The sequence below is a fragment of the Isosphaeraceae bacterium EP7 genome (assembly GCA_038400315.1).
In the GTDB taxonomy this organism is placed as follows: Bacteria; Planctomycetota; Planctomycetia; order Isosphaerales; family Isosphaeraceae; genus EP7.
Map to the genome: position 1 here is coordinate 3,981,550 of CP151667.1, position 18,037 is coordinate 3,999,586.

At 69.0% G+C, this 18,037-nt stretch carries 11 protein-coding genes and 2 pseudogenes; 2 read left to right on the forward strand and 11 right to left on the reverse strand.

What is annotated here, in order from left to right; all coding sequences use genetic code 11:
* Window positions 1–47: 47 nt before the first annotated feature.
* The 7 genes and pseudogenes from EP7_RS15420 to EP7_RS15450 form a co-directional block, all read right to left on the reverse strand.
* Window positions 48–461, reverse strand: a pseudogene (locus EP7_RS15420) (ATP-binding protein); the annotation flags it as partial.
* Between the two features lie 15 nt (window positions 462–476).
* Window positions 477–2,564, reverse strand: a complete 2,088-nt coding sequence (locus EP7_RS15425; RefSeq protein WP_463522226.1) for a recombinase family protein — start codon at window positions 2,562–2,564, stop codon at window positions 477–479.
* 384 nt (window positions 2,565–2,948) lie between these two features.
* Complete coding sequence (locus EP7_RS15430; protein ID WP_463522228.1) at window positions 2,949–3,308, reverse strand: ATP-binding protein; 360 nt, start codon at window positions 3,306–3,308, stop codon at window positions 2,949–2,951.
* A 40-nt stretch (window positions 3,309–3,348) separates the two neighbouring features.
* The gene (gene istA / locus EP7_RS15435) at window positions 3,349–4,893 is read right to left on the reverse strand and encodes an IS21 family transposase (RefSeq protein ID WP_463522230.1); all 1,545 of its coding nucleotides are present in this window, start codon (window positions 4,891–4,893) and stop codon (window positions 3,349–3,351) included.
* A gap of 110 nt (window positions 4,894–5,003) precedes the next feature.
* The gene (locus EP7_RS15440; protein ID WP_463522232.1) at window positions 5,004–7,823 is read right to left on the reverse strand and encodes a CHAT domain-containing tetratricopeptide repeat protein; all 2,820 of its coding nucleotides are present in this window, start codon (window positions 7,821–7,823) and stop codon (window positions 5,004–5,006) included.
* 18 nt (window positions 7,824–7,841) lie between these two features.
* Window positions 7,842–12,263, reverse strand: coding sequence for a hypothetical protein (locus EP7_RS15445; protein ID WP_463522234.1), 4,422 nt, complete (start codon window positions 12,261–12,263; stop codon window positions 7,842–7,844).
* Between the two features lie 10 nt (window positions 12,264–12,273).
* The gene (locus tag EP7_RS15450) at window positions 12,274–15,186 is read right to left on the reverse strand and encodes a hypothetical protein (protein WP_463522236.1); all 2,913 of its coding nucleotides are present in this window, start codon (window positions 15,184–15,186) and stop codon (window positions 12,274–12,276) included.
* Window positions 15,187–15,374: 188 nt separating this feature from the next.
* Here EP7_RS15450 and EP7_RS15455 point away from each other — a divergent pair, with 188 nt between their 5' ends.
* Together EP7_RS15455 and EP7_RS15460 are read left to right on the forward strand one after the other, a co-directional pair.
* Window positions 15,375–15,917 carry a helix-turn-helix domain-containing protein gene (locus EP7_RS15455; protein WP_463522238.1) on the forward strand — a complete coding sequence of 181 codons (543 nt, stop codon included), beginning with the start codon at window positions 15,375–15,377 and terminating at the stop codon, window positions 15,915–15,917.
* A gap of 29 nt (window positions 15,918–15,946) precedes the next feature.
* Window positions 15,947–16,528, forward strand: coding sequence for a transposase (locus tag EP7_RS15460; RefSeq protein ID WP_463522240.1), 582 nt, complete (start codon window positions 15,947–15,949; stop codon window positions 16,526–16,528).
* A 34-nt stretch (window positions 16,529–16,562) separates the two neighbouring features.
* Here EP7_RS15460 and EP7_RS15465 read toward each other — a convergent pair whose 3' ends face one another.
* The 4 genes and pseudogenes from EP7_RS15465 to EP7_RS15480 form a co-directional block, all read right to left on the reverse strand.
* Complete coding sequence (locus EP7_RS15465) at window positions 16,563–16,997, reverse strand: hypothetical protein (RefSeq protein ID WP_463522242.1); 435 nt, start codon at window positions 16,995–16,997, stop codon at window positions 16,563–16,565.
* Window positions 16,994–17,164, reverse strand: a complete 171-nt coding sequence (locus EP7_RS15470) for a hypothetical protein (protein ID WP_463522244.1) — start codon at window positions 17,162–17,164, stop codon at window positions 16,994–16,996. Before EP7_RS15470 ends, EP7_RS15465 begins: the two co-directional genes overlap by 4 nt.
* A gap of 21 nt (window positions 17,165–17,185) precedes the next feature.
* The gene (locus EP7_RS15475) at window positions 17,186–17,395 is read right to left on the reverse strand and encodes a hypothetical protein (protein ID WP_463528477.1); all 210 of its coding nucleotides are present in this window, start codon (window positions 17,393–17,395) and stop codon (window positions 17,186–17,188) included.
* A gap of 202 nt (window positions 17,396–17,597) precedes the next feature.
* Window positions 17,598–18,014 (reverse strand): annotated as a pseudogene (locus tag EP7_RS15480) (transposase); the annotation flags it as partial.
* Window positions 18,015–18,037 lie beyond the last annotated feature (23 nt).

Here is an 18,037-nt window from a genome sequence, read left to right on the forward strand (position 1 = left end):
CTTGGTCCTGGAAAATGGCCGCTCTGGGCAAGAGCGGCAGGTCTTGGTCACTCGGGCTTTCGGCTCTTCTTCGACTTCATCGACTCGCGGAATCTGTTGCTCTCGCCATTCATCTCGAAAATGTGGCAGTGGTGGCAGAGCCGGTCGAGAAGGGCCGCCGTCATCCGCTCTCCCTGGAAGAGCTGGCCCCACTCGCTGAACGGCAGGTTCGTCGTCACCAGCAGGCTGCCACGCTCGTAGCGGTCGGCGAAGACGCGGAACAGCAGCTCCACCCCGCCACGGCTCATCGACACGTAGCCCAGCTCGTCGCAGATCAGCAGGTGCGCCTTCTCGAGCTGGCCCAGGAACCGGTCCAGCGTGTACTGCTTCTGCTCCTTCTCAAACCGGTTCACCAGCTCCGCCGCCGTGAAGAAGCGCACTCGCAGGCCGGCCCGACAGGCGGCCTGGCCGAGCCCGACCGAAAGATGCGTCTTGACTCAGCCATCGCAGTGCTCCTTTGGGAAAGAGACGTGCGGCACTTTGCCCTCCTTGAGTCGCTTCATTTGCTCGATCGCCGAACGCGTTCTCGGGAACAGGTAGCATCCGCAACAGGCGTCCTTCTCCAGCAGGATTTGGCCCCTGCTGATCTTGCGAGAGATCCAGGATCGATCGACACCGATCAAGCGGGCCATCTCGAGGGTGGTGTAGCCCGGCATGGGCTCGCCCCGTCGGAGTCTTTCCAGGCGCGACAGGATGCGATGGCGGCGGCGGAGCTTGCCGACGATCGCGGGGGTGAAACTCGACCGCCGGCACGGGCGAAGGCCTTCGACGTTGAGTCTCTCGGCGATCGTCGCGTCGTCCCGGCCTTCGTCGACCGCTCGACGAATCCGTTCGACGATGTGCGTTTCTCGTTCCGTCGAGCGGAACGACGACATCGCCACCGGGAACGACGTCTCGGTGACCAGCCCGCCGCTCCACACGATCCTCATCCGGACGATACCGTTGGTGTCGCGATCGAGGTTGACCCCGGCCACAAGGGTCCGCAACATCGTTTTGCGGGCATCGACCGGGAGTCGCGCCCAGATGTCGGGCAAGCGGCGGCCGACATCAGCGAAGGCGGTTCGTAACGACTCCGGGATCGCGACTGGCGGCGTGTCGCGACTCTTCAACTCGGTCAGCCGCGTCTTCGCCTGCTCGAGTTCCACGAGGGCGGCCTCCCACCTCGACTCCAAGGTCGATGCGATCAGGCGGTTCTCCGGGTCGACGCTGTCGTACTGCCGTTCGGCGCGTCTCGCCGCGTATTCCAGCCTTCGGACCTCTTGCTCCATGTGACGCTCCAACTCCCTTTGGTGCTCCAGTTGCTTGGCGTTGACGGATTCGAGGGCGTCGATCTCGGCCGGCCGAAGCGCCTTGAAGAACTCCCGCACCACGGCCTCGTCGATCGGGCGTCCGCCGATGTGCTGGCAGTTCGGCTTGGCATGCAAGGACTGGTAGACATTGCAGACGTATTGGAATCGGTTGTCCTTGTAGATCACCTGCATGGCATGGCCGCATCGACCGCAACGCACGAGCCCCGTCAACAGGGCCTCGCCGCAACGGATCGCTTGTTTCCGCGTCAGCCGCTCCGCCATCTTCTGCCTGTTCTCCTCGATGGTGACCAGGATCCGCTCATGTTCCTCCCACGTAATGTACGCCGGGTAAACGCCCTTGACCAAGGCCAGCCAGCGGTCGCGGGGCTGGCGGATCCTTCCCGTCGCGGGGCGACCGGGGACCTGACGTGTCGCATCGACGATCCGCCGGCCGTAGGCGAACGCACCGGCGTATGCGGGGTTCTTCAGGAGCCAGAGCACGACGTGCGAAGTCGGCTCCTTCCATAGCACGGTGCCCGCATAGAGTCCCGAGGTCTGTCGGCGCGGGAGTTTCAGCTGACTCTTCGCCATATACCGGAGGACTTTCTGCGCGCTGCCCAGTTCGCCGAACTTGGCGAAGACCAGTTGGATGCGGTCCCGGACGCTCTGATCGGGGTCGAATCGCACGACTCCGGCGGTGTCGCGGACGTACCCGGTCGGCAGGTGTTGCACCAGTTCGCCCCGCCCGGCCTTCGAGAGCCGGCCGGCATCCATCCTTAGACGAATGCTATGAAGTTCTGCTTCCGATAAAGTTCCTTTTAAACCAAGCAATAAACGATCGTTGAAATCACGAGGATTGTAGATGCCCTCGGCGTCGGCGATGAGGGTGTCGAACAACCCACACAGTTCGAGTAGTCGATGCCAGTCGGCGCAGTTGCGCGAGAGCCGAGAAACCGCGGTGCCGATGATCAGGCCCACCTTGCGCAGGCTGACGTCGGCGACCAGCCGCTGGAACCCGTCCCGCCCCGCGACCTGCTTGGCGGACTGGGCCTGATCTTCATCGATGAGCACGATCTGATCCTTGCGCCAGCCCCATTCGAGCAGGCGACCGCGGAGCGCCCGTTGGTTGGCGGCACTCTCGCAGTTCTTGAGGACTTGCTTGGGCGTCGACTGCCGCAGGTAGACGACGGCCTGACGCTGCCGGTGGGTCGGCAGGATCTTGGTCGAGCCGTTCATTCTCGACGACCTCCGTGAGAACCCCGATCATCGCCTCGGTGACCGCGTCGCGCTCGTTCCGGGGCAGGAGTGCCCAGACGCGCTGGCTTGGGATCGGCCGCATGGTCGCCCCTCCTTCCTGAGCGCACAGCTTGGAAGGCGGCGAGCAGGGCTTCAACGGCGGCGACAGTGAGGACGGTCGGTTCGGGGCGGGGCTCGGCGGAAAGGTTGGTGCAGGCGATGGGGATGTAAGCGATCAGGCCGGGGAGGACTTCGACCTGGCAGTGACGGACGTGTCCCGGGAGCCGTGCGAGCCCGGAGAGCTTGAACGTCTTGCCGAAGAGCGGATGACCGGGGTCGGTGACGGTGACTTGCCCCTCGCATTCCTCCGTGACCAGAGGGGTATTACGCTGGGCGAGGTTTTCCAGTCCCGTGGCTGCCCACCAGGCAGCAGTTAAATTTCTGGTCGATCCACTCGCCTCGGGCCAGCTCGAGGGTCTTCGGCTTGGAGAGGTTCGGCATCACGCTGAAGTCGTTGGTGTCGAAATCCTTCTCGACCGGGAATCCCGCGTTCTTGATCCTCGCGGCCACCGCGTTGGCCGATCGCGAGGCCAGCTCGACCTCGGTCAGTCGCAGCAACAACTCGGCGGGCGTCTGGTTGTTCGAGGCGGCGTCTCGCGCCAGCCTCTCGAACTCCCGGCCCATCGTCGGCAGGCGGAGCTGTTTCAGCCGGGTCTTGAGCAGCTCGATCGTGACATCGGCCATCGGCAAGGTCCTCCTTGAAAAGAGTGCTGGAGTGATTCGATCAGGCATAGGACACGCCGATCGGGCTGTCCTCGACGCGGCCCAGGAGCTGGTCGAACCGGCTCAGGTCGGGCAGCGGTACGTCGACTCGGGTTGTGGCGAATGACTCCGAAGGGGTCGAAGAGTCGGGGGCCTTTGCGGCTTCGATCGATGCCAGGGCCCTGGTGCGGCGGATCACGGCGTCGGCCGTGTCGCGCTGCTCGCGCACGCAGGTCTCGATGGCAGTGCTCAGGCGCGTCAAGGGGTGCTCCGTGAGCAGTTGCAGGACCCGGGCGTACTGCCGGGCACCGGCCGAGGGGCCGTGTTGACGCTCCAGTCGCCCCCGGAAGTCGACGAAGCAGGCCGGCAGGCTCCAGTCGCGGAAGACCGGCGCGTGGTCGAGCGAGCCGGGTTTCCTGCCCAAGACCGCCAGGAAATGGAGCGGGTCGAGGATCATCCTCGACTTCTCCAGCGATCGGGCGTGGGAGGCGACCACCTGGCCGCCCGAGGCGATCGCGACGCGATCGACGAAGCCCTTGACCGTGACCAGCCCGAACGCGAACGCCCGGGGGACGCTGTAGCGGTTGCCGTCGAAGGCCACGGATTGGTACTTGTCCACCGCGACGGCGGGATGGATCACGCAGGCCTCGAACCGATTCCGGGGCAAGGGCGACGCCGAGGCGAGGTCCTCGGCGAGCCGGTCCTTGATCACGAACGGGCCGGCGAGCGACCGCACGACCCGGTCGCGTTCGCAATGGCACCAGAGGCGGAGCAAGGTGTTCAACTCGTCGAGGTCGTTGACGCGAGGGACAGGGGTAGCGAACCGCTTCTGGACGGCCTTGACGGTGCCCTCGGCGTCGGGCTTCTCGTTGCCGCGGGCCGGCATGCAGAACCTCGGCTCGAAGACGTGATGGCTGGCCAACGCCGCGTATCGCGGGTGGACTCGGCGCTCGCGCCCTTTCAGGATCAGAGTGGCGACGGTCCTGGGGTTGTCCCACCAGACCTCCACGGGCACGCCGCCGAAGAACTCGAAGGCGGCGACCATCCCCTCGAGGACGGCCTCGGTGCGCTCGAACGGCAGGGCCAGGACGAACGGCGCGTTGAAGTAGGCCCAGGCGGCGACGAGGAACGGGACGGGCCTGCGGCCGTCGGGGAAGTCGACGTGGATGTGGCCGAAGTCGGCCTCCATGCGTCGTCCCGGCAGGTGGCCGAGGGGGATGAAGGTCTCGCGATGCCGGCGCCGGTGCTTGAGCACATAGCGTTGGACCTGGGCATAGCCTCCGGGATAGGCATGCTCGTCGCGGAGGCGGCGATGGATCTGGGCGGCGGTGTGCCGCTGCTTGGGAGGAGCATCCTCGTCGTCGGCGAGGATGCGATCGATGATCGGCTCGACCTGACCGAGGAGCGGAGCTGTCCTGTCACGGGCCGTCGGTGTCGGCGGTTCGGCATGGTCGAGGACATGCCGGACGGTCTTGCGAGTGTGTCCGAATTGCCTGGAGATCTGCCGGATGGACATGCCATCACGACGAGCCCGCCGAATCGCGCCGTAGTCGTCCACCGTGAGCACGTCCTCGGCCTCCGTACGGGTGATCGATCCCTGAGAGGACGTTCACCGTAACGGGGCCGCCTGGGGTGGGCTCTTTTTAGACGATCATCTCGCCCCTGGGTGGGCTCCTCTTACGCGATCATTTCCGCCTTATTAATGTTATCTAATAATGGCCCGTGGTCCCCGTACAGCTGAAAACCGGCCCAATGGCGGAGAAGGCGTCGCCGCGACGGGCCTAAGGTCAAAAAATCCCGCCTAGCGGCCGCTACCGCTTCGTCACGAGGCAATGCGTCGGCGTGATCATAGAAGGAATGGACGAATGTGGCACCTTCTTCGTCGTGGACCGGCCATAAGCAGGCCAGGACACTGCCGGCGCCGGAGCGGCAGAGGGATTCGGGGAGGCTCACGGTCAGACGGCCGGGGAGGAGGAAGCTGTCGGCGAGCCAGCAGTTAGACAGCGTGACGTGGCGCAAGTGGGGGAAGGTCACGCGGGAGAGGTCGCGAAGGTTCAGGACTTCGGGATCGCCGTCGCGGGGCAGGAGGAGGAGGCCGGAGGAGTCAGGCTGATCGGGGCGGAAAAGGCCGTGGCAGGCAGCGTGGACGAACTCGGCCTCGCGCCAGAGAGAGAGGACGGCGGGACGGGTGGCGTCGCCGTCGACGAGGACGGAGACCGGCACGGAGCGGGTGCGGAACCAGTCGGCCGTGCGGAGAACCTCCGGGATTGTGCCGGGCAGGGAGGGGATTCCGCGTGGGTAGTTGGCGCGGGGGGGAAGCCCGCCCGAAACGGCGACGGCGAGGAGCCCGCCGCCCGACGCCGGGGGGGACGACGGCTGGCGGGACCGGTCGAAGGCGACGCTCAGGGCGTAATCCTCCGCCAGGTAGCGGCCGCGGTGCCGCAGGGCCGCGAAGGGGAATCCGTGCAGGCTGTCGTCGGGCACGATCGTCAGGCGACGGACGTCGGCGGGGAGCCCGTCGAGGAGCTCGGACAGCCCCAGGTCGTCGGACAGTTCCTCGGACAGGGCGTCGGCCTGGGCGTCGTCGTCGTCGCTGACGCACTCGATCCATCGCGCGACGAGGCCGCGCAACCGCGGGCGAGGGAATGGGCGGGTGAAGGCGTCGAGCCGCCCGCGACAGACGCGGTAGGCGAAGACGGCCTCCGGCAGGACGAGGAACGAGAGGATGGCCCGGTCGGGCGGGGTGCGCCACGGATCGGGGTCGGAGTCGGGGCCCGAGGCGGGCCGTGGCCCGTCGTCCCGGCCGGATTGGGAGCGGAACACGTCGCGGCGCGTTTCGTCGAGGCGATCGAGGAAGGCCTGCACGCGGCGATGATGGGCGCGACGATCGGGTCCGTCGGCTTGCGGGGCGTCGGCGGCCTCCTCGGCCAGGAGGGCGGCCTCGCGGGCGAAGCACTCCTCCGCCTCGGCCCACTTGTTCCAGCCGTAGATGGCCCGTTGGGCCCCGGACAGCGAGTTCGTGAGACGGCCGAGGAGATGGTCGGCGAGGCGAAGGTCGAGGGCGGCCCGATCGGGTTGGTCGTGCAGGTCGGCGCAGCGGGCGCGCAGGCGGAGGGCCTGCCAGAGGTCCGGGCGCAGGCCGAGCCGATCGAGCGAGGGGATGGCCAGGTCGAGCAGGCGCTTTGCTTCGAGGGAGTGGCCCCGATCGAGGGCCAGCATCGCTCCGTAGAGGAAGAGCCGGGAGACGGTCAACGACGATTCCCCGACCTGAAAGCTGTCGCGCAGGTTGTTGAAGGCGGCACCGGCGAAGGCCAGGTCCCCGGCGGCCATCGCCCAGTGGAGTTCCAGCGCCCGATCCTCGAACAGTGCCAGATAGGTCGGGGGAGCGGACAGTTCGGGCGGTCGGCCGACAGCGATCGCGCCTCCCGGGCGACCGGGCGAACGATCGCGCCACAACTCGATGACCGAGGGGGCCGTCCCGGGGTGGCCGAGGTGGATCGCGCGGGCGCGGACGAGGGTGGACAGGAACTCGCCCCGCGCGGCGGTCGTCTCGGCGCCGATGGCGCGGGCCGCGCGATCGACCCACCGCACGAGGTCGGCGGCGGCGGACGTCTGGTTGAGGAAGAGCAGGATCTGGGCCTGATTCAGGACGGCCGCCAACGCGGCCCGGGCGAACCCGCCGCGACGGCACAGGGCGACGACTTCCTCGGCCGTGCGGAGGGCCGCGCCGAACTCCCCGCGCAGCAGGTCGAGCTTCCCCCGCAGCTCTAGCCATTCGACGTGATGCGCGGGATGCCGCTCGGGGTCGACGAGGCCGGCGAGGTGCGCGAGCACGCCGTCGCATGAGGCGAACTCGCCCTGCTCCAGGAGCGTCCGGGCCAGGGCCAAGCGCAGCGCGGCCAGCGCCTGGCAGGCTAGCGCCGGCGCCGGCGGCACGGCGTGCCGCGCCCCCCGATCAAGCAACAGGGCCGCCTGCCCGAAAAGGCCGCGGCCCGAGAGCCAGAGGCCGACGACCAGGTAGAGGCGCGACAACAGCAGGGAGCGATCCGGCGGCGAGGCGGTCGGCCAGCAGCCGCGTTCCCAGGGGGCGAGGTCCTCGGCGCGCGTCGGGGTCCTCCGGAGCGGGCCGATGTGCGGCTCCAGAGATGCGATCAATCCTCTCGCCTCGACCGGCACGCCGCGGAGCAGGGCGAGGTGGGCACGCTTCAAGCGATAGTAGCCCGCCGCGACGAAATTCCGGTCCTGATCCGCCGAGGCGACGGCGGCGCGGAGCAGCGTGTCGGCCGGCCCCTCATGCCCGAACGAGACGGCTAGGTCGGCGATCCGTTCGAGCAGGACGCGATCGATCGACGCCAGCGTGCCGCGCCCGGGGAGGAGCCGCCGCGGGAGGAGTTCGAGGTACAGATTCAGGGCCAGCGCCCAGTTCCCGTGGCGCCACGCGTCTTCGGCGCGGTCGAACAGGTCGCCGTCTTCGGGGGTGTCCGGGGGGTCATCCATCACGGCGCGGGCGCTCCCTTACTTAGCCTGGGCCCCGGGCTTGGTTCGGAGCAGCAGCACGTCGCGAGCGTCGCCGCTCGGGTCGTAGCGGACGTAGCTTCTCGGCGATTCCGCTCGCCGGGTGAACGGGGCCGCGCGATAGCGTTGGGGCTCGCCGTTGGGGCCGAGCAGGGCGGGATCGGAGCCCGTCTTGACGGTGACGAGATCGGGCTGGAAGTGCGCGATCTGCCTGGCCGCGGGGCTCGTCGCCTGGAGCGCGAACAGGTCGGCGCCCTGGCCCTCGATCAGGCCTTTCAGGGTCGAGAGCCCGCCGGCGGGCGACCAGTCGCGCACGGAGGCGGGTTCGTCGTACAGGAGCAAGGGGGGATTGGACTGATCGAACGCGCCGATTTCGCGCTGGGGCTTCAGCTCGGTGAGCTGATATCGACCTTCGAGCAGCAGCCGACCGCTCGTCGCGGCGAACAGGGCCATCCCCGATTCGGGGCCCGGGTTGGGGTCGTGCTTGCGGGAGTCGACCAATCGGGCCTCGCGCAGGAGGTTCTCGCGCTGGGGGGCCGGCAGGTCGGGGGCCTTGAGGCGTGCGCCGATCTCGTCGAGGACGAGGTCGGCCTCGGTCGGCGTGCGCGGGCGGAATTCGTTGAGGATCTCGGCGGCGCGCCCGGGCCGGTTGCTCAGGGTTTCCGCGGTCACCATCTTGGCCGTCAGGGTCGGGCTGTCGCCCTGTACGCGCCGGAGGTCGGCCAGGACTTCGAGGGCCTCGGCGGGGCGGTTGGCGTCGAGGAGCTCATCGGCCCGTCGGGTCTCGTGTTCTCGCTGCCAGTCCAGCGCTCGCCTGGCCTTCACCGGGTCATTGGCAATGATCCGGGCGGCCTCGGCGATCCCTCCGCCGAGCATCGCGGCGATGATGGCCTCCGATCCGGCCGGCGGCGTGGGCACGGTGAAATCGGCCTTGCCGTCGCGGATGGCGGCCCGCACCCCTTCGCCGTTGGTGGCGTCGAAGACCGCGTCAATGACCGCGAGCGTGGCCAGCAGGTCCCTGGGCAATTCCCCCACCCGGAGGAAGATACGCCTGGGGTTCTCGGTGTCGGCGAAGCACGTGAACGAGGGCGGGTCACCGCCGTTGCCGCCCCCGGCGCCGCCCGCCAGGACCTTCAGCCCCTTGCCGGACTCGGGCGGGCCGCGGGCGGGCGTGCGGATCAACGGCCGCTGGTCGGCGGTCGCGGGCACCTCGATGGCGAGCCATTCGGATTGCTGCAGTGCCCGGGCGGCCTCCGCGTGGTCTAACCAGGCGAGGTTGAGGGGCCTGGCGTCCGGGCCCGTGTCGGCCGAGCGGGAGTGCCAGCCGTCGCCAATGGCGACCTCCTCGCCCTTCGCCGGGGCTAGCTTCAGCCACTTCGCGCAGCCGTGGAGGCGGACCCAGAGGGAGCCGTCCCCCTGCGCGAACACGTGCTCGACGCTCGGCTCCACGGCCAGCGCGGCCGCGAGGTCCTTCTCGGTGCTCAGGCGCCGGGCGAGAGATTGCCCCTTGTCGATGTCGTGCGACACGAAATCCACGTCGAACCCGTTACGCACGCCCTCGATGCGGAGCGTCCCCAGCCCCGTCGAGGAGCCGCCCAGCTCGACGCCGGTCGCAATCGAGCGGCGAGGCCCCTCGTCCGGCTGCCAGGTGTGCGTGAACGTGACCCCGGGGCCCTTCCCTGCGCCGCCGGCGCCTCCGTTCGCGGTCTCGCCGAACCCAGTCGCAGCGCGGGCCTTCCCATTAGCCAGCTCCTCGAACCGGCCGCGCAGCTTGATGCCGCGGATCACTTGAGAGCGGACGCCGGGGGCCCGGCCGCCCAGGCCGACGAACGTGTGCTCGATCCCGTCCAGGGTCGTGACGCGATCGCTGCCCGCTCCCATCGCCTTGAGGTCGAGATTGCCGCGAAGGCTCAGGGGGTTCCCCGGGCGCGTCTCGGGCAGGGCGACGTGCTTCTTTATCACCTCGACGTTCGCGAGCGAAACCCCGCCTTTGAGGGGATGCGGGGCCATCGACGGGGAGCCCAACATATCTAGGGCTTCGGTCGAGGTCCCCTTGTAGCCGCGCTCGTGGAACGTGATGTCGTCCCATTTCGTGAAGCGCAGGGCCTCCTTGCCGGACCTGGCCCAGTCGGGGAACCAGGCCTTGCGGTCGACGTCCACATTCTGGAGGAAGCCGAGCGGATCCCAGTTCTGGCCTTGATCCTGGTCCTGGTCCTCCCCCTCGGCCAGCCAGCTGGCCACCAGGCTCCACTTCATGATGGCGTTGAGGCGCTCGTATTGCGGCTCGAACGCGGCGACCTCCTCGTAATGGTCGTTCCACCAGCCGAGGAACGCCTCGGAACGGGCGTTGGCCTGCGACTCGCTCCGGGTCGTGTTGCTGCGGGACAGCGCGAAGATCCGCGTGGCGATGTGCGAGAAGAGGAGGGTGCGACGCCCCTCGGCGACCTGGAACCCCCGGTCCTGCGGGCCGAACCAAAGCCGCGTGTTGTTCAGCTCGTCGTCCTCCTTCGCGAAGATCGGCGAGACCGAGGTGTTCGCCATCGCCGTGAAGTCTTCGATCCCCCGAGGCGAGTCGTAGCTGTAGTCGATCGCCCACAGCTTGGCCAGCAGGTCGGTGTAGAACAAAACCATCCCGGCCTCGGTTCCAGCGAGGTCGCCGTCGTAGCGAGCCCGCTGGAACTGGCAGTCGCGCTCCGCGATTTTCAGGTCGCGGGCGAGCAGGAACGCCGCGATGCTCCCGTTCTTGCCGACCTCGTGGATCAGCTGGTTCAGCGGGATCTCATCCCCTTGCCTCAGGGCGTGCGTGACCGCATCGACGCGATCCTGACCGATCCGATGCGCCCAGCCCTTGGACGCCTCCAGCAGACGAGGCGAGAGCTCGACGAACTTCCGCTCCAGGGCTTGGAAGTCGTAGGTCGGATCGAGGGAGAAGCCGGTCCCGTGCAGGAATCTCTGACCGACGATGGCCTCTTCGAAGCGTTTGCGGAAGGCGTCGCCCTCGGCCTTCACCCGTTCTTCGAACTTCCTGGCCTCGGCCTGAAATTCCTGCTTCAGCCGGGCCAGGGCCCGTACGGTCTCGACATCGAGGGCCCCCGCCAAGCCCATCGCTCCTTGCCCGATATCGGGCAGGCCGGGCAGCCCCTGCTGCCCCTCGAATTGGCGGAGGAGTCGATCCATCTCGGGATCGTTGGTGCTCGGCATGGGCCGCCGAGGAGTTTGGGGCGAGCCGGGCAGGAGGAACTCCGGTCCTCCTCGCCCCAGGCCCGGGTCCAGGCGATCGGCGCCCCCGGCCCCGAGCACGGCCTTGTTGAGCACGTCATCGATGGCCTTCTGCTGGCGCGCCTCAAAGGCCTTCCCCTGCTGCTCCCAGCCCGCCTTGAGTTCGGCCTCCTTCTGCTCCCACTTCGCCAGGAACGCGACTTGCTCGCGACGGAGGGCATCCTGCGCCTTCCAGATGGCCGCCACGTCCTCGACGCCGATGCCCTGGACGGCGCCGGCCATCCGCTGCCGGCCGCCCACGCGCAGGCCCAGGTCGTCCCGGTTCGCGAACGTGAGGTTGGGGGCGGCCTTCAGGAACTCGGCGAGCCCGGCCGCGTCGCCCACGACGCGCTCGTGGTAGCCGTAGGAAGCCTGGAAGAGGTCGACGCCGGGGACCGGGGGCCGTCGCGTGACCGTCGCGCACGAGCGGCCGGGGTCCAGCTCGTACTCGAAGACGACGAGCTCGGCGGGCTTGGCCCCGGTGTTCTTGCGGTACTCGTCCGCGATCCGGGCCAGGTGGTCCTTGCGCTCCGCCTCGGGGCCCTTCGGCACCAAGGCCAGCACCCGATGATTCCCCAGCGCGCAGGAGCGGCTCGGGCCGTATTCGAAGTTCGCCGTCGTCCGCATGTAATCGTGACGGACGGTGGGCACGTCGAAGAGTGCCTGGTTACGTTCGGAGGTGGAGAGGCCGGCGTCGGACACGACCGTGATCAGCAGCCAGTCGCGCAGCTGGTCGTTCTGTGCGCGGGGGCTCAGACGCTGCCGCATCCCGTCGTCCATACGGACGTTGACGGACCGCGGCGCGTCGAGCGGGAAGCCCGCGAACTCGGCGGACGCCGGCGCGAGGGCCGGGGCCGAGGCGGGCCTGGCCGCGATGGCGCCCGCGTCCGGGTCGGGGATGGGGATGGGGACCACGGTCGGGGCCGATCGCGGCACCGGGTCGACCTTCCGGGCGGTGTCGATGTCCCTGAGGACCGGCCGGATGGCCACGGCGTCGAGCTGGAGGCCAGGCGTCGGGACCGGGCCGGGAGGCGGCTCGTGGGGCCTCGACGGGGCCGGCTCCCACGCGATGGACGGCATCGCGTCGTCGGACGCGAGGCGAGCGAGTTGCACAAGACCGACGGTCCCGGCGATCGCCGACAGGACCAGGATGATACGTCTCATGGGAACTCCATCATCGAGTCGGTGGCGCGGTGAGAGTCCGGTATCGATCGGCCCGTTCCTGGGCCTCGCTTCCTTCAGGGCCGCCGGCGAACCAACGGACGAACGCCGCGTCGTAGCGTTGCCTCACCTGCGTCGTGCGCGGGTCCTCCCCCTCGCGGGGCCGGGCCTGGAGGAACTGCTCGGCGAGATTAATGACTGCCAGGTCATCCGCCGCGGAGTCGAGGGCTCGGAGGCGGGCGAAAGCGTCGTCGCGCCGTCGCCGGCCGGGCCACTCGGCGGCCATCCGCTCGGCCCGGTCCACCTGGCCGCGTCGCGGGTCGGCGATCTTCCCCGGCGTGGCCGCCCGGAAATCCGCGATGGCCTGGGCTGCCGCGACCTCGTCCTTGCCGGCGACGGCCGCGAGGAGACGGCCGTAGGCGTCGTCGCGGCGTCGGAGGTTCGGTCCCTCCTGCGCGAGATCGCCCAGCCGGGCGACCTGCTCGGCCCGGGGATCGGTCTCGCCCTTCGGCAGGCTCGCGGCGAAGGCCGCCGCCTCGCGGCCGACCGTCGCCTCGCCGGGCTCCCCCAGGCGGGCCGCGGCGATGAGCGAGCGGTACGCCGCGTCCCGCTCGCGGCGCTTCGGCGCGGCGAGGATCGCCGTGCGGAGGCGTTCGACCTGCTCCTTGCGAGGATCCGCGGCGCCCCACGTGGGCTCGGCGGCGAGGAAGCGATCGGCCGCGTCGAGGGCGTCGCGGTCCGCCTCGGCGGAGTCGCCCAGGACGGCGGCGATGCGCTCAGTGAGTTGTCCATAGGCCTGGTCTCTTGCCCGCCGGCGCGGCGCCTCGGCGGCCTGGGCCTTCAGGTCGCGGACCAGCGTTGCCCGGGGGTCGGTGTTGCTCCCGGCGGCCTGGAGGAAGCGATCGGCCGCCGCCAGGAGGGCCCGGTCGTCACCCGTCCGGGAGGCGGTCGCGACGTCGTTGTAGGCCCTGTCCCGCGCCACGAGGGCGGGCCACTCGCGGACCCGTCCGCGGATCTCCGAAACCTGCTGCGTCCGTGGATCGTCCACGCCCAGGGCCGTCTTCAAAAAGTCATCCGCCGCCGCGACCGCCCCCGCCCCGTCGCGCCTGGACGCGGCCGCCATGAGCCGCTCGTAGGCCGCATTCCGCGCCCGGGCCGCGGGCCACCCCGGGGCGGCGAGGTGGAGCTTTCGCACCGCGGCCGAGCGGCCGTCACGGCTCACGAACGCGGTGTTCAGGAAGCGTCCCGCGGCATCGGCCCCGGCCGGGCCATCGAGTCGTTCCGCCGCCGCTTTGAGGTCGGCGAAGGCCGCGTCTCGCTGCATCCTCGCCGACTCAGCCTGGGCTGACAAGACGCCGCCAGCCAGCAGGAGGAGCAGGCCCGCCGCCACGGCCGCCTTGAAGGAGAGGTCACACGGCCGGACCAGCCAGAGGTCGAACGGGCCGGGGCTGGATTTGCGGAGGGGCGGGGTGGTAAGGACGGCCGATGGACCCGGCGGCGCCGATTCTTGCTCGGTCTGGCCAAGGAATGAGAGGAGTGTCTCGGGGGCAAAATCCGCCACCTGCAGATCGGGGCGCGCGGCCCGGACGACGGCCCAATGGTAAAGCAAATCGGCGACGGTCTTTGGCTGACGCGCCAGCACCAGGGCGAGCCCCTCGTCGAGTCGCGCGGCGAGGGCGTCCCAGTCGCAGTCGGGTCGGGGCAAGCCGGCGCGCTCCCAGAGGTGGCGGCCCCGGGCGATCCGTCGGGCGCGGGCCAGGGCCGCGACCGTCGGCCCCTTCCGATACTCGTCGCGCGGGCCGAACCCCGCGTCGGCCTCGCGCTGCAATTGCCGCCCCTCCGCCGACCGGCTCGTGGTGACCTGCCGGTTGTATCCCACCGAGCGCGTGCCGAGGCGGGCGATCATCGTCCTCATCTCGGCCAGCAAGGACCGCATCAAAGACTCGAGCTGGAGGCGGACGTTCAGTGCCTCGGGCGCCTCCGGTTGATACGCCAGGGACATCTCGACGGCCAGCAGTCCCTCGGAGATGCGGCCGCCGTTGCACAGGCTCACCGCCCTCATAGAATGGAGCGAGGCGAGCGAGTCGTAGGCGTCCGGGCAGAGGGGATGACGGGCGCGGAAGGCCTCGTGGGCGCGGATCGCATGCCCCAGGGCCGCAGCCTGGCGGAGGTAGGCCTCTTCCGATTCCGAGATCACCTTGGGAATGCCCCGGACCGACTTCTGATACAGGAGGTTGGACAAGCGATTGGGATAATCGATCCGTTCCGGATCGGACGCCGCCAGCGTCGCGGCCAGCCCGATGGCGCGGTCCCACAGCCCCGCCTTCTCGAGCCCGGCGACGCAGGCTAGGGTCGCCTGCTTCATCAGGTCGCGTTGGCAGTCCACGTCGAGTTCGGAGTGACGTAGGACCCGCTCCAGCACGGCGACGAGGTCGGCGGCCCGCCCCGCATCCGGCGGCGCCTGGCCGCCCTGGAGATGCCCATTGATCCAGGCGACGAGGCCGTCAATTAGCACCTCGTCGACGAGGCGGCGGCGCAGCCGTCGGGCTTTTCCCAGCTTCTGGGCGGCGTGCTCGCGTCGCAATTCCGCGGCGAGGTCCGCCCACGCGGGAGAGGCTCCCGGCAGGAGGCGCAACTCGCGCACGACTTCCGCCCAGAACGCATCCGCGCGTCGCGCCTTGCCCGACTGCTCGGCTTGATGAGCCTCGCGGTGGAAGTGGAGGAGTCGTTGCAGCCGAGCGGCCGGAGCGATCCGCCAGCCATAGCGAACACGGCCCCGACACGGGGCGGCGGACAACGCCAGCACCCGGTCGGCGGCGCGTTCCTCGAGCGAGGGGGCGGGCCCCTCGGGAGACGCGTAGAGGTCCGGTGAGATCGGCGTGAAGACGCGCGGCTCCTGCTGCCCGCGTACGACGATGGGGACCATGAGTCACCCCATAATAACGGTGGAGAATCTCGCCCTTGGGATTCCCGCTATGCCGACGGCCGCGAACTCGCAAAGTGTACCGACTCGCGCATTCAAACCGGAAACAACTTATTTTTTCTCTTGCTTAGCGGTTTATCCGGCAAGCGATTTGCTGGTGGATGGGGGGGTATCATCTTCGGAGGTGCTTCTTGGCCGCCCGCGTCCTCCTTCGCCCGGTAAATCCCGCAGAACAGCTGGCCATAACGGCCCTGATTCAGTCACGAACCGCCCCAATCCGCTCGATCGAGCGGGCCCGCATCATCCAAGCCGCCGCCAGCGGCCTATCGGCCGCGGCTATCGCGGCGAGCCTGGGATGCTCGCGGCCCACGGCCTATGCCTGGATCCGACGATTCAACGATCACGGCCTCGACGGGCTGGAGGAGCGACGCCGCTCGGGCCGGCCACCGACCTATTGCGCCGGGCAGCGGGCCGAGGTCGTCGCCACCGCCCTGACCGACCCGCAGTCGCTGGGCCTGCCCTTCGCCTCGTGGACGATGGACCGCCTTCACGTCTATCTCGACGACCAGAAGGCCCTAGCCAAGAGGCGGAGTCGCATCGGCGAGATCCACATTGAGGAGGGCCTCCGCTGGCGCAAACAGGAGACATGGTTCGGCGAGCGGGTGGACCCCGACTTCGCCGTAAAAAGGGGGTCATCGCCGAACTCTACACGTCCCCTCCCGAGGGCTCGGTAGTCGTCTGCCTGGACGAGATGGGGCCGGAGTTGGCTAAGAGCTTCCGCGGATCGCGACTGGTCCATGCCGATCCCGGCACGGACGAACAGGGGCAGCCTCAACCCGCCGGGCGGGCCACTCAGGAGGCGGACTACGGCCGGCGCGGCAAGGGCTACATCTTCGGGGCGTTTCGCCCCGCGACGGGCGAGGCGTTGACGGCCCCTCACGGTGGCCGGACCACGGCCAACTGGGTGGACTTCCTGGAGAAGGCCGAGGCGTGGTTGCCTGTGGAGTTCGAGCGGGTGTATGCGGTGGTCGACAACCTGAAAGCCCACCGCGCCCCCGATGTGCTGTTCTTCGGCCTGGCTCATCCGCGTTGGGAGTTCGTCTTCCAGCCGAAGTACGCGGCGTATCTCAACCTGATCGAGCCATGGTGGAAGCTGCTGCGGTCGCTGGCGTTGAAGGGTCGGCGGTTCGAGACGTGGGAGGCGATTACTCAGGCGGTCGCGGCGGCGACGGCCTACTGGAACGAGCATCGCCATCCGCTCGTGTGGGGTCGGCGACGACGCCATCGGCCCCGACGGCAACCTGGAGTCGCCGCCGTGCCGGGAATCAGGGCAATTGCCGGATGAGCCAGTTAGCTCGACTGATGCAGAAAGTCGAAATTCAAGCCGCCGGGGCCAACGCATAAATCAAGACCTTGTGCAGTGCCTTGGGAAGTTGATCCACAGGGCCGCTCCCACCGGCCTGTGGAAAAACCCACTCCCGCCACAACCAGCGACGCGCGCAGGTCAGGGTATCGGAGAACGTCACGCCCGTCTTGCCGGGCCACTCGATCCGGCCCGATCGCTTTGTCTCGGGCAACGCCTGGTACAGCAGGGCCACCACCGTGTACAACCCGAACAGGCACGGGGCGGCCCGCAGCACCGTCCGCCGGCACCAGCCCCGGGTGCTCTCCAGCCCAAGAAGGCAGCGGGCCTCCTGGAACGTGGTCTCCAGGTTCCAGCGGCCGGCGTAGGCTTCGATCATCGCCACCGCCGTCATCGACGCATCGGTCGTATAGAAGTACTCGTCCCGATGCGTGCCGGTCTGGTCCTTCACGAACACCCCACGATCGGCACCAGGCCTTCGCCCGCCTTGTACCAGTGTCCCGTGCCGGTGGTGACGCCCACCTTCCGCCGCCCCCCGCCGTGCCAGGCCACCTCCTCGGTCGAGAGCACCGCCCCCTCGACCGACTGCCTCGACTTGGGCCGCCGTGGCCCCTTCACCCGTGGCCTCCCCCGGCCCGATTACGGCGGAGGCGGCTCGAATAGGTTGGCCTCCGGATGCAGTTTGCTGACCAGGCCCAGGCGGGGCCGGTGGCGGAATGCGAACCGGGCCATCTCATGAGTGCCGAAGCCCGAGTCTCCGACGAAGACGAACCGCCGGTCTGGGAACCACGGGAGTATCTGCCGCAGTAGCGTGGTCATGATCTGAGCGGGCGTGCGATGGGGCGGCAACGCTTCCGGTCATCCTCCTCGCTGCGATAGAGGTCCACCAGCACCGGCAATGCCCTGGGTCGGTTGGCCCAGGAGAAGCGGACCAGCACGGCCAGGACGGCCGCCTTGTGGCCGTACCGCCAGGCGGTGTAGCCGTGGCTGGAACGGACCGGGTCCCGATGGCGGGCCTTGCCGTAGACCTTGCGCGCGGGTGACCATCGACGGTGTCATCTCCGACGAGGATCACGGGCTGATCGCCGGGCAGGAGGGCCAGGACCAGGCGGGCAAGCCGGCAGGCCAGACGAAGTGCGGACCACTCGGCGGAGGAGAGGACTCGCTGATAGGCGGTGCGGTGGCCTTGGGCGAGCGGGGCGGCGGTGCGGAGCAGGTTGGCGACGGTGCGTCGCCCGGTGCAGAGGATGGCCGAGCCGAAGAGGGTGACGAAACGGACCAAGGTCGGGGCGGTGAAGACGGGTGACAGAGCATCGAACAGCGGTCGGGCTTCGGCGGGTAGGATCATCGAGGGCCGTCCTCGGTTGGTGGCCTGGGGTGCGTGTGCTAATCCCCATGCTACCGCCGAGGCGACCCCTCGATATTCTGCATCAGTCGAGCTTAGGTCCCCGCGTCGCCGCCGGCCCATCGGCCGTGGTAGATGCCGATCTG

Excerpts from the sequence above, each read along its gene's own strand:
- EP7_RS15425 (WP_463522226.1), bottom strand. The coding sequence starts at position 2,564 with ATGAACGGCTCGACCAAGATCCTGCCGACCCACCGGCAGCGTCAGGCC.
- EP7_RS15430 (WP_463522228.1), bottom strand. The coding sequence starts at position 3,308 with ATGGCCGATGTCACGATCGAGCTGCTCAAGACCCGGCTGAAACAGCTC.
- EP7_RS15440 (WP_463522232.1), bottom strand. The coding sequence starts at position 7,823 with ATGGATGACCCCCCGGACACCCCCGAAGACGGCGACCTGTTCGACCGC.
- EP7_RS15445 (WP_463522234.1), bottom strand. The coding sequence starts at position 12,263 with ATGAGACGTATCATCCTGGTCCTGTCGGCGATCGCCGGGACCGTCGGT.
- EP7_RS15450 (WP_463522236.1), bottom strand. The coding sequence starts at position 15,186 with ATGGTCCCCATCGTCGTACGCGGGCAGCAGGAGCCGCGCGTCTTCACG.